This window comes from Paenibacillus ihuae (assembly GCF_001368795.1).
Taxonomy (GTDB): domain Bacteria; phylum Bacillota; class Bacilli; order Paenibacillales; family Paenibacillaceae; genus Paenibacillus_AQ; species Paenibacillus_AQ ihuae.
Genome location: NZ_LN831198.1, coordinates 2,170,859 through 2,182,321, shown reverse-complemented (window position 1 = coordinate 2,182,321; position 11,463 = coordinate 2,170,859). Strand labels below are relative to the sequence as shown.

Annotated in this window: 13 protein-coding genes and 2 pseudogenes; 2 read left to right on the top strand and 13 right to left on the bottom strand. The window is 48.8% G+C overall.

What is annotated here, in order from left to right; genetic code table 11:
* The 4 genes and pseudogenes from AQR02_RS33920 to AQR02_RS09835 form a co-directional block, all read right to left on the bottom strand.
* A pseudogene (locus tag AQR02_RS33920) lies at positions 1 to 260 on the bottom strand (phosphate acyltransferase PlsX); the annotation flags it as partial.
* Positions 244 to 840, bottom strand: a complete 597-nt coding sequence (gene fapR, locus AQR02_RS09840; RefSeq protein ID WP_054940414.1) for a transcription factor FapR — start codon at positions 838 to 840, stop codon at positions 244 to 246. The pseudogene AQR02_RS33920 and the gene fapR, both read right to left, overlap by 17 nt.
* A gap of 311 nt (positions 841 to 1,151) precedes the next feature.
* The gene (gene rpmF, locus AQR02_RS31210) at positions 1,152 to 1,325 is read right to left on the bottom strand and encodes a 50S ribosomal protein L32 (RefSeq protein WP_019911234.1); all 174 of its coding nucleotides are present in this window, start codon (positions 1,323 to 1,325) and stop codon (positions 1,152 to 1,154) included.
* 53 nt (positions 1,326 to 1,378) lie between these two features.
* Positions 1,379 to 1,900 carry a YceD family protein gene (locus AQR02_RS09835; RefSeq protein WP_054940413.1) on the bottom strand — a complete coding sequence of 174 codons (522 nt, stop codon included), beginning with the start codon at positions 1,898 to 1,900 and terminating at the stop codon, positions 1,379 to 1,381.
* On the opposite strand from AQR02_RS09835, the pseudogene AQR02_RS09830 reads away from it, so the two are divergent.
* Positions 1,889 to 3,288, top strand: a pseudogene (locus AQR02_RS09830) (nucleotidyltransferase). The gene AQR02_RS09835 and the pseudogene AQR02_RS09830 overlap by 12 nt on opposite strands.
* Here the strand turns inward: AQR02_RS09830 and AQR02_RS09825 are convergent.
* Positions 3,278 to 4,315 (bottom strand): SepM family pheromone-processing serine protease, encoded by a 1,038-nt coding sequence (locus tag AQR02_RS09825; RefSeq protein WP_054940412.1) that lies wholly within the window; start codon positions 4,313 to 4,315, stop codon positions 3,278 to 3,280. The pseudogene AQR02_RS09830 and the gene AQR02_RS09825 sit on opposite strands and share 11 nt — an antisense overlap.
* A 483-nt stretch (positions 4,316 to 4,798) precedes the next feature.
* Between AQR02_RS09825 and AQR02_RS09820 the strand changes: the two genes are divergently transcribed.
* Positions 4,799 to 5,689 carry a hypothetical protein gene (locus AQR02_RS09820; RefSeq protein ID WP_054940411.1) on the top strand — a complete coding sequence of 297 codons (891 nt, stop codon included), beginning with the start codon at positions 4,799 to 4,801 and terminating at the stop codon, positions 5,687 to 5,689.
* Here AQR02_RS09820 and coaD read toward each other — a convergent pair.
* The 8 genes from coaD to AQR02_RS09780 all read right to left on the bottom strand — a co-directional run.
* Positions 5,661 to 6,179 (bottom strand): pantetheine-phosphate adenylyltransferase, encoded by a 519-nt coding sequence (gene coaD / locus AQR02_RS09815; protein WP_054940410.1) that lies wholly within the window; start codon positions 6,177 to 6,179, stop codon positions 5,661 to 5,663. The genes AQR02_RS09820 and coaD overlap by 29 nt on opposite strands.
* Positions 6,163 to 6,825: a 16S rRNA (guanine(966)-N(2))-methyltransferase RsmD gene (gene rsmD, locus AQR02_RS09810; protein WP_082451758.1), complete on the bottom strand. Its 663-nt coding sequence runs from the start codon at positions 6,823 to 6,825 to the stop codon at positions 6,163 to 6,165. The genes coaD and rsmD overlap by 17 nt, the downstream gene beginning before the upstream one ends.
* Positions 6,826 to 7,181: 356 nt before the next feature.
* On the bottom strand, positions 7,182 to 7,745 hold the full coding sequence (locus AQR02_RS09805) for a hypothetical protein (RefSeq protein WP_054940408.1): 564 nt from the start codon (positions 7,743 to 7,745) through the stop codon (positions 7,182 to 7,184).
* 225 nt (positions 7,746 to 7,970) lie between these two features.
* Complete coding sequence (locus AQR02_RS09800; RefSeq protein ID WP_054940407.1) at positions 7,971 to 8,642, bottom strand: stalk domain-containing protein; 672 nt, start codon at positions 8,640 to 8,642, stop codon at positions 7,971 to 7,973.
* A gap of 103 nt (positions 8,643 to 8,745) precedes the next feature.
* Positions 8,746 to 9,132, bottom strand: coding sequence for a LytTR family transcriptional regulator DNA-binding domain-containing protein (locus AQR02_RS09795; protein ID WP_245237598.1), 387 nt, complete (start codon positions 9,130 to 9,132; stop codon positions 8,746 to 8,748).
* Between the two features lie 26 nt (positions 9,133 to 9,158).
* Positions 9,159 to 9,260 (bottom strand): cyclic lactone autoinducer peptide, encoded by a 102-nt coding sequence (locus AQR02_RS35505; protein ID WP_425340002.1) that lies wholly within the window; start codon positions 9,258 to 9,260, stop codon positions 9,159 to 9,161.
* Between the two features lie 194 nt (positions 9,261 to 9,454).
* A complete protein-coding gene (locus AQR02_RS09785) occupies positions 9,455 to 9,967 on the bottom strand; it encodes a hypothetical protein (protein WP_082451757.1) in 513 nt (170 codons plus the stop codon).
* 325 nt (positions 9,968 to 10,292) lie between these two features.
* On the bottom strand, positions 10,293 to 11,463 hold a 1,171-nt coding region (locus AQR02_RS09780), incomplete at its 5' end, for an alpha/beta hydrolase (protein ID WP_159067727.1).

Genomic DNA, 11,463 nt, shown 5'->3' with positions numbered 1-11,463 from the left:
CACATCCGGCCGGCTACTACCATCGATGAATCCTTCTTGCGGCGGACCGCCTTCACCGGCTCTTCGTCGGAGCCGATCACTTCCCCCGCTTGTCTCACCGTCACATTGGACGGCTTGTTCTTAAGCAGCGGTTCAAGCCGGGCTTCATCGCCGACAAGCACCAGCTGTGTATCGCTCCATTCCGCGGCCGCGGACAGCGCACCTTCAACGTTGCATTCAGGTGCATTATCTCCGCCCATGGCATCAATGGCGATCAGCACTGCGGTTTCCCCCTTCGCTGTATTCTTCAACTGCAGACCGGTAGACTACAAAATGGCCCTGAAACACCAGTTCTTCCCCGACATATGTAAACACGTCCACTTCAGCCTTGCCGTTCCGGCCTGCAAGCGAACGCACCTGTGCTTTGGCAATACATTTCTCGCCTAACCGCACCATCCGTACAAAACGGATATCGGCGGAAGCCGTCAGGGCAATCTCATCATTGATCACGGCAACCGCCAGCGAATTGGCCTGGGCAAACACATAGTGGCCGCGGGCTATCCCGTTTCTGGAGAAGACATGCTCCTCACGGATTTCGAATATGGAAATGCCGCTGCGGTCCAGCTGCAAATCAACAATATCACCAACCACTTCATCAGGAGGCAGGGAACGCACCTGATCATAGGAGTGTTCTGCCATTTGCTTCATCCGTTCACGCAGTTCCGGAATACCAAGCTCCAGCCGGTCCAGCCGAATGGTCTGGATACTGACCTTGAGCTGCCGGGTCAATTCACGGTCAGTCACAAATGGATTGCCATCTATAATGTGCAGCAGCTGTTGCTGGCGCTCTTTCTTGGACATCCGCTCTATGGCGGCTCACCTCCTGGCACATGCTCAAGCGGAAAACGTTATATTAGATCAAAGCATCGGGCCAAAGAAAAGGCCGCTATTATCATAGCTATTAAGGCATGAAATTATTTTAGAACCAGGTACTAATATGTAGTATAAAGCATGGAACGGTAAAAATAAAGCATTGACTTAAAAGTGACATCCTGCGTAACCTGCAAATGCCCGCCCTGTCTGATAATTTACAGTATCGCTAATGTACTTTCTATTATTCTCATAAAAAATAGCACCCCACCAGAAGATGAAGTGCTACCTTTTATTAAAAACTATTGTTTGATGATCTCTCTAGCTTTGTAAGTTCCGCAAACTTTGCATACGTGGTGAGCCAGTTTAAGCTCTCCGCATTGTTCACATTTCACCATACCTGGTACTACCAGTTTAAAGTGTGTACGACGCTTGTCACGGCGTGTTTTGGACGTTCTACGTTGTGGTACTGCCATTGTTTTCGACCTCCTGAATGTGTTGTTGACCCGTTATAACCCGGGATTTGTTCTTAGTCATCTTGCTTGGTAAAGAATCCTTTCAACGCAGCGAGTCGAGGATCGATCACTGTGTTGTCGCAACTGCAGGTGCCTTCGTTCAAATTTTGTCCGCATTTCTGACAAAGACCAAGACAGTCTGCCTTGCACAATACCGAATCCGGCAAGTGCAGTACGAAGTTTTCTTCCACATACGGAACAAGATCCACAGTCTCATCCGTGATGTAGATGAGTTCTTCATCTTCATCTTCGGGAAGAATCGGCTGCTTAAGCCATTTGAAAGTCTCAGCAAAAGGAATGTTCAATTTGCTGTTCACCTCACAGAGGCAACGTGCACATAACATGTCCACATTTCCTTCCAATGTTCCCACCACGTTCACACTATCGGTTTCCGCGGGCAGCGCTTTAAGGTTCACTGAGAGCGGTGCAACAGCAAGTATATCCTTTCGCCCTCTGACAAGCTCGCTGACATCCAGGGTTTCCTGGAATAGCAGAGACTCGTCGGCATTTGCCATTTTGCGAAAGTGAATCTTCATAATCATCACTCCAAACAAACAAAAATTATTATACCTAGAATTACCGAACTTTGTCAACCATTTTTCCTTTATATTGTTTCAGGAAGCTGGACAACTTATGATATAACTAATGAATCAATATATCAATTAGGAATTTGGAGTGACACGACCGTGACTACTGTTGGTATTATAGCCGAATATAACCCTTTACATAACGGGCATGTCCATCATTTAACGAGGCCAAACGATTGTCGGGCGCGGACAGCGCCATCGTCGTGATGAGCGGCCCGTTCACCCAGCGGGGTGAGCCGGCCGTGGTCAGCAAGCGGGCCCGTACCGAAATGGCGCTGCATATGGGCGCTGACCTCGTCATTGAGCTGCCGGTTGCCTATGCCCTGCAGCCGGCGGAATGGTTTGCCTTCGGAGCAGTGTCTCTGCTGGAAGCGACCGGGGTCGTGGACAGCCTGTGCTTCGGCTCCGAAGCCGGCGCTTTGCGTGAGCTGCTCCCGCTGGCCGCATTCCTGGCCGAAGAGAGCAGCGAACTGCAGGCCGAGATCCGCCGCCGCATGGCGCTCGGAGCGAGCTTCCCTGCCGCCTACAGCGCAGCAGCTGCAGCGGCCTGGGAATGGACTCCCGGCGGCCACGGGAGTCCCTTTGATGCCGAGGCGCTGCTGCGGCAGCCGAACAACAGCCTCGGCCTGCACTACCTCATCGCGCTGCGCCGGCTGGGAAGCGCGATGCAGCCCTTGACTGTGCCGCGCACCGGCGCAGGGTTTCACGACCCGCTGCAGGGCGGGTCGTCTATTGCCAGTGCCACGGCGATCCGCCGCCTGCTCCTGGAAGGCGGATCACCCGCTGCATACATGCCGGAATATAGCATGTCCATCCTGGAAAGGGAGCATGCGGCCGGCAGAGGTCCGGTAAGCCTGGAAGACTTCCGAGACCAGCTGCGGCATGTGCTCGTAACCCGGACCGCAGCAGAGCTGCAGCTGCTTCAGGATATGAACGAGGGGTTGGAAAACCGTCTCCTGCGGGTAATGCCGCAGCTGGAGCAGTTCACTGTCAGCGGGCTCCTGGAAGCCTTAAAAAGCAAGCGCTACACACATACGCGCCTTCAGCGCCTGCTGCTGCATACACTGCTGAATCACAGTAAAAAAGAAATGACCCCTCCCGCTTTAGCGAAGGGTCCAGGCTATATCCGGATACTCGGTTTCCGGGAGAACGGGCGCAAATTGCTCAAACGCATGAAACATACTGCCGCGTGGCCCGTCATCACCTCACCGGCAGGCTTCTCCCATCTCGGTCTGGAACGTGATATTCAGGCGGCAGCCGCTTACGCAGGAGCTTTCGGCAGTCCGCTGCGCAATGATCTTTACAACGATTACTTCATGCCGCCGGTTATGGTGTAACCGGCAGCTTCTCCATGTATTCCAGCGCGTCGTCCAGCGTCGACACAGGCACCAGCAACATGTCGGTGCCTATTTTATCGGCTCTTGCTTTTGCTTCTTCATAATTTTTGACAGGGACAAAGAACACCTCTGCCTTCTCGCGGTCTGCAGCTACAATCTTATGCTTGACCCCGCCAATAGCTCCAACATTTCCGTCAGCATCAATAGTGCCGGTACCGGCTATCCGGTGTCCTTTGGACAGGTCGCCAGGTGTCAGCTGGTTGTAAATTTCCATCGTAAACATAAGTCCAGCCGACGGTCCTCCAACATTGGTGTCTACAAAGCTGACATCCTTGCCTGCTACTTTAGGCTTAACTTTCTGCACTACACCGATTACTACTCCCAGACCGGGTTTTACAGCATCCGTATCTTTATCCTTAACCTCTACGAGGGTTACCTGCTCTTTGACTTCCTTACCGCTCCGCTGAAGCACTACCGCCACATGATCGCCAATTTTGCTGGTGGATAAGAGTGCTGATAAAGTCTCCGGATCCGCAATATGCTTGCCTTCTACACTGATAATCTTATCGCCGGGCTGAAATTGACTTTGATTGTCCGTGTCCGGTACGGAGAATACATACAAATAATCCACTACATCTTCATAAGGAACATTCGCAGCATGATATGCGGCCTGTACGGCAAAGGATTGCGAACTGTTCATATAGTACACCTGTTCAGCCGCATACTCCTGCTCCGTTTTATCTCCAAGCCGGGTTTCTTTCAGGACAACCTCAGAATAGGAGTTAAATAAAGAGGCAATTAGCAGAGCCACATTGGCATAGCTGGCCGACACCGTTGTCATCATAAAGGTGCCTTGCTCATCCTTATCTGCATTCTCCACCTTGATCATCGGCGCAACCTCCGAGGCACTGCCGGGCTGATAAACGATGTAGGGGGTATTCATAAAAACGGTAACATAGAGTATAACCACTAAAGTAAACAAGTAGGCGATGGCGCGGAATCCTACCCGGCGTTTCTGTTGCCTCAATGCTTTTCCCTTCTTTCCCGGGGCTCTATGCTTCCTTAAACGAACTTCAGAAGCTGCACCTTCTCCGGCTATGGCATGATGGTTGTCTGCACTGCATAAATTGATAACAGTCTTCAGCCCATGTCCTAAGTTATGAAGAGGTGATGCTCATAATGAATAATGTTAAAATACGGCGCTTAACTTCAGCCTCCGCACCCTTCGTGGCCGGTGCTGCAGCCATTCTGCTGGCAGTTGCTATTGTCTCAGCACCGGAGTCCTCCTTCGCGGCTTCCCTTCAGGGCCTCAAGCTATGGTGGACGCTGATCTTCCCGGCACTGCTGCCCTTCCTGATCTTATCGGAAATGCTCACCGCTTCAGGCTTTGTTCATGGCTTCGGCGTCCTGCTGGAGCCGTTAATGACCAAGGTGTTCCGCCTGCCCGGAGCCGGAGGGTGGACACTGGCGCTTGGCATGACTGCTGGATTCCCCGCAGGTGCGGGATGGGGTGCAGCAGCTCCACAAGCAGGGCAGTATATCAGACAAGGAGGCCGGACGTCTGGCCGCGCTTACCCATTTTGCAAGCCCGGTAACTCTGGTTATTGTAGTTGGTGTTGCCTTCCTGCACAGCCCTGCCGCCGGTTATACCCTGCTTGCCATCCACTGGTTGTCAGGCCTGGCTGCCGGATTCACAGCTGCACTGTTCGCAGGCAGAAGGAACAGTGTAGCGCAAGACATTACACGCGTTACAAAACCCCTACCCAAACGTGTTCATCAGGCTGTCTTAGAAGCACGTGAACGGGATGGACGCAGCTTCGGCAAGCTGCTTGGCGAAGCTGTGGCTTCTGCAGTCCAGAATCTGATGGTCGTCGGCGGGTATATGATTATGTTCTCCGTGGTCATCAACATAGCAGCTACCTTGTTTCCACAGCTGCCGCCGGCTCTGGCCGCCAGTGTTCTGGAGATCCACCTGGGCGCAAATGCCCTGACTTCACAAGCCGCAGCGCCATTTGTCCTTAGTTCCACGGGTGTAACCGGCATGGCCCTCCTGTCTGCAGCGCTGGGATGGAGCGGTATTTGTGGACAGCTCCAATCATTGACGGCACTTAAACAAGCCAAGGCCCGCTTTATACCCTACGCCGCAGTCCGGCTGCTGCATGGCTTGTACGCTTTCGTCTTTACCTTTCTGCTGTGGAAGCCGCTGCTAAACGTCCGTACTGTTGTTATGCCGGCAATCAGCAGTAACGAGGCAGCAGTAACTTCGGAAACCTTAAGTCCTTTTACCGTCTGGAACCTAATTCCACAGCTGCTCAGCCTGCAATCCATATTACTGCTGTTATTATTGGTGTTGTCTGCCCTGGTGTATGCTGTTACTTCGTCCGGGCGTCCAGCTGGCTGAACTTGAGCTTCATAGCACGTTCGACCTCAGGCGCTACAAAGTCCGAAACATTCGCGCCAAAGTGAGCCAATTCCTTTACTACACTCGAGCTAAGATAAGAATATTTCGGGTTCGTCATCATGAATATGGTCTCTACTTCGGGATCTAGACTATGATTAATTGAAGCGGTCTGCAGTTCATACTCAAAATCGGTGACCGTACGAATCCCGCGCACGATCACCTGGGCGTTCTTCTGGCGGAGATAATTAACCAGCAGATCACGGAAGCTGTCAACCTCGACATTCGGAATATCCGCCGTAGCCTGCCGCAGCAGCTCCGTACGCTCTTCTACCGTGAACATCGGGTTTTTACTTAAATTATTAAGTACGGTAACAATCAGTCTGTCAAACTGTTTCGCTGCGCGCCGGATAATATCCATATGTCCCATAGTTACCGGATCAAAGCTACCCGGATAGATGGCGACACGTTCTTTTCTAATTTGCAGACTCATCCTTACCCTCCTTACTACTACCGGCAGCTTCCCCCGGAGCAGCCTCATACTGATAAATGGAGATCGTCGTCTCTCCGTATACAGCCTGCCGTGTTCTATAGAACCCAGGGATATCCTCTGGATAGACGTAGCCTGATTCATGTTCAAGAACGATTACTGCATCAGGTTTAAGCAATCCTTTCTGGGCCATCGCCAGCATCAATTCATCCCCATGCTTCAGCCGATAGGGCGGGTCCAGGAAAACAAGGTCAAAGGCACGCCCCCGCTTTTCAAGCGCGCTTAGCGCTCTACCGGCATCATTGCGGTACACTTCCGCCTGTTCCTCCATTTTGACCGCTTTCAGATTGGAACGCACCGTATCAATGCTCTTCTGCTCCATATCCACAAAAACCGCACGGCCCATTCCTCTGCTCAGCGCTTCAATACCAAGGCCTCCTGTGCCGGCGAACAAATCCAGCGCTGTTCCACCCTCGAAATAAGGGCCGATCATGCTGAACACCGCTTCCTTCACTTTGTCGGTCGTGGGCCGCGTCCCGCTGCCCGGAACACTCTTCAGGGGTCTGCCCTTTGCACTTCCCGATACAACTCTCACCGATTCACCTGCTCTATGTCTCTGTTTATTACGCCGGTTAGGGCATAAGTCCAAGCCTATAGTACCACAATTGTCTGGTTAAATAAAAAGTTTGTCTGGATGTGTCATTTTAGATGTGCAGATATTTTTAAGCTTCGATGTATAAGAACGCTCATTCCGGGACAACATGTAACTATCGGCATTGCAAAATGTCGTAGACAACCGCGGAGCAGGCTTACGTTTCCCCATAAGCTCTTCGTCCGGTTTCTCCTCTCCCATGAAAGAGGCCCTAGAAATAGGGCCTCGATTTTTCATGTAATGAACCCCTTGGTATATATGGTTTATCGTTAATAATAGAAACAACGGCAGCTGGACATAAAAACAAAGTCCTAGTCTGCCGCTGTCTTATTTGACTTCCTTTCAACGTTCGGTCAACAATCAAACGTAATAATTAGTCTAAAATCGGCCGGGTTATTTCTTGCAACTATAAGGTTAATGACTTCCAGCAATCTGCTTCCACATTCCCTATAGTTTACTGTTTCATATATTTTCTCACCATTCATGTTCTCATCTTCGAATTCAAACACTTGATCCCAATTATAATCGATCAATTCTTTAGCGGTAAACCACGTCGTATCATGGCCTTCCAAAGCTCTGATTTGTGGCGGAATCTCCGCACTGACGTCCTCAGGCAACCCACGCGGAGCGCTGATGTAAGGCATGTTTTCGGAGTTTCTTTGATTGGCCAGAATTGCAAAAAGACCGTAGTTCCGATCGGTGAAAACCATATCCTCACGCTCAACATTCCAGACAGGCCCTTCATTGCGTTCAGGATAAAGAATAGCCATGCTGTCTTTAGTCCATTTATCTATCGATATCCACGTCCCTGCATGGTTCGTTTTATGAATCAAAATCCATTTCCCTGTAGGATCGGTTTCATAAGTGTCTGTACGATACATTTTTTGTTCTACAAAGCAATGAATATCTGTCCCCAAAAAAGTCCCCTTCTTTCATCCCTTGTTTGAACTACGGACCAATTTATCAATTAACAAATTCCATCCCTCCCTTGGGTTATCCTGCTTAAATAATCAAAACACCCCCTAAAATCTCCACCGGATAAACCAAGCTTATCCCAATGACGACTCTAAGAGGTGCCCTCTAATACTCTTGTTATGATAATACCCGATACATATTCCTTGTGATTTTATAATAGTTTTCTGTTATTTATAATACGAAGTAGTCAAGGGAATGAACATGGCCGCGCCGTCTTCAACTTGCCCGGTTACATAGATCGTACTTACTCCGGCAATATCGGCTTCTATTGTTACTAGTCCTTGCTCAGCAGTAATGGTCTGCTTTTTGAGCACAGTGTCGGTATCACTATCCTGAATGGTGAAGTCTTTTATATCGCCGCCGATTGCCGCAACCTGGATGTATAGCTTCTGGTATTTATTTTTGGGGTAGAGCATGAAGGAGCTGCCGCGTGTTCCGCTGCCATTGTCGAAATGCACATCTTTATAATCCTTGTCCAGATAGACTGTTTTGTCCGGGTCTTTGGTGTGGTACGAAGAGTCAAAGCCGGCGGCGATGGAAACGCCTTCGAGTTGTTCCCCTAAAGAAATGGTATTGGCCGCAGCATTAAAATTAACGGCAACCCCCAGCAGGTCAGATACAGCTCTGACTGGTAAGTAAGTGGTATTGTTATAAGTAATCGGGGCAACCACGGCACCGCTGCTGTTCTTAAGCTGTACGGGCTGACCATTGAGTTTAAATTTAATACTTGGATTTAGGAACGCTTTAATCTCCTGCAGGTTGGCACCGGCAACAACTCCGGCTCCCATTCCCCCCAGCACAGCAAAAGCGGTAAACGCAGCAGTCATTTTCTTTTTCACTTTGTTAATTCCCCTCCGCATATATAAAATTTTAAATTCCTATATTGGGAGTATAAAGAATCATTCCCGGGTATGCAATATTTTCCTGCTCAACAAAAAAGAACTACCACAAAGGCAGTTCAATAAATCGGATATGCGGCTGCGAGATTTTAACGTCTTTGACGACTTCCTTATAGCCTTTTTCTGAAAGAAAACACTTCTGCTCAATTCCCTTCAGGTTCTCCCCGAAATAAGCGACATGGAAGGTTTTGTCGAGCTGAATGATGTTGGAGACATTAATCAGGGTATTGCGGTCGGCCAGGACAAATTTGTATCCTGAACTTGTAAGTGTAGTTACCCAATATTTCAGCGTGCCGACTGTATAAAATATTTCATCCTTAGTGTGGACTACGATTCTATATAGATTTCTTTCGAATTCCATGTATGTAATTTCGGTAATATCGAGTGCGGACAATCCGCTGCTACCTTTCACATCACGGGTCACAGACATACTGCTCAAGATGACCAACTCCAATACTATTTCAATAATTCTTCCGGAACCTCAGGCTGATGTACAAAAAGATCACTAGGAATAGCATCTACTACAAAATCAGCCAGGAAGGCTAAAACCGACGCCAGTTTATAAACGGCTTTCCGCTGATATGTTCCGATGACTTCCGCTCCCCTTTTTCCATACGATTATTAAACTCACAGCCGGTACAACAAGTACCACATTGAACACTATTGCTACAGCAAATTTCAGGACCTCATAGGATGCCGGATGTTCAGGGACGACATTTTTAATTCTTGCCGCGATCCACCCTGCCAGGTTCTCAAGCATCCTCCCGCTCCTTTTTCGTTGCATAATATAACAGGAATGCGGACATCACGATGAAGAACATAATATCGATCCAAAGGTTTTTATAAACCAGCAGCACGGATATGCCGATCAGAAAAATAGTGATTAACACGGTCAGTACAATATCTTCGAGCTTGAATCTCAGTTTTTCCATATCAAACGTAAAGCCCTTGCCCTTGCGGTAAGCAAACCAGAAGATTACGAACACTACAGCAGCAGATGCTGTTTGCAGCATGTACCCGTTGATTGTGTGATTCTCCACCTGCGAAAGGGAACCGAACATAAGCAACACCAATGATGACTGGATAACGGCAAAGACCACATATCCGGAGATCGTTGCAATAACTGAAAAAACAAACGGCATCCTGACAACAGCAGCAAAAAAGAATATAAAAACAATAATTGTGACTAGAGGTGAAATATTCGCCATATCGAGTTCATTTCTCAGCAAATAGCTTTGCAGATTATTGATTAAAATAATAAACATCGCTGGCCAGATGAATGCCCTCCATTTAAACCGAAAGAGTGTCATGATCAAATAATATAATGATACAGTTTCAATCGTTGAGAAAAACATAAATCCTACAATATCCCACGACAACAACAACACCGCCCGGCATCAATTTCATTCATTGGATTAATTATATCTCTATAGACCTATACGCGTATAGCTAATAATCTGTCTTTCCAGCCGGCTGGTGCCACATTGCGTCCTTTAGTTCAACTCTATGAATCTCCATTTCCGTGTTCTAATCCACACAAAAACAACCGTCACTTAGGAACGGTCGTTACATCAATATGAACTTTGAGTCTCAATAGTATTGTGCATTGATCCATGTTGCCATATCCGCAATGACCTGCGGGTCCACTGTGCCCGGTACATTGTACTCAGCAGTTGTTCCCGTTCCCGCTCCGTCATAATTGACAAAAAAGTGATTTAACCCAGGGTAGAGCTTAAACTCAGCCGCAGTATTATTCTTGAGGACTTCTTTCCACAGTGGAAAGTCTGTACCGGCAAATATTTGAAAATCATCTGCTCCTTGCATGACGAGTACGGGTTTGGTCAGTCTTCGGGCCAGCTCCGCCGTATCATGCTGCTGCATTTCCTGCAGATAATAAGCCGGGATTCCAAACACAGCCGGTGCCTGCCTAGCCTGTTCAGCGGTTAATGAGGACAATGCCTTGGCTTTCATAAGTTCACCGTCAATTGCCGAAACCGTTTGCGCTTTGAGCGGATTACTGTCTTCTAGCGTCTGGATAACATTCATGTTCTGATCATACACAATCTCCCATAGCTTCCGCGGAGATCCTGCCAGAAGGATTAGTCCTGCAAAATCACCGCCGTCTGCATCGATTCGCGGAGCCAGCATCCCTCCAAGGCTATGCCCGGCCAGATATACATGTCCCGGGTCCAGCCGTTTATCCAACTTCAGCAGTTTGGCCGCGAGTATGGCATCATCTACCGTTTCTTCTTTTACAGTAAAGCTTGCTGCCTCATCTCCGATAAACTCTTTGGGATAAGCGTATGAACGCTTGTCATACCGCAGGACAGCAATCCCTTGCTGCGCTAACCCCCAGGCGATGTCACGAAAGGGCTTATAAGCGAATGCTGTTTCGTCAAGATCGGTTGAACCTGATCCATGTACGAGCACTACAGACGGAAGCCGGCCAGACGAATGCTTAGGAAGTGTCAGAATACCCTTTAACGGATGTGCTGTACCTTCGCCAACTACTACCGTCTCTTCGGTTAAGCCTACCGGAAGCTCCCGCTCCACAGCGGTTGCAGCACCAGGTGTAAACCTTAAGCCAGTTAACCGGGCATTATTGTCCACAGTGATAACCAGATTTAAATTGCCTTTGGAGAATTCCACATTAGCCTGAATAACGGTTTGTCCATCAACTTGTGTGGTAGTAACCGAGTCCAACTGAACAAAGGTACCATAAGAACCGTCCAAACTCTCCCAACCCGAATGAAGTGCAGAG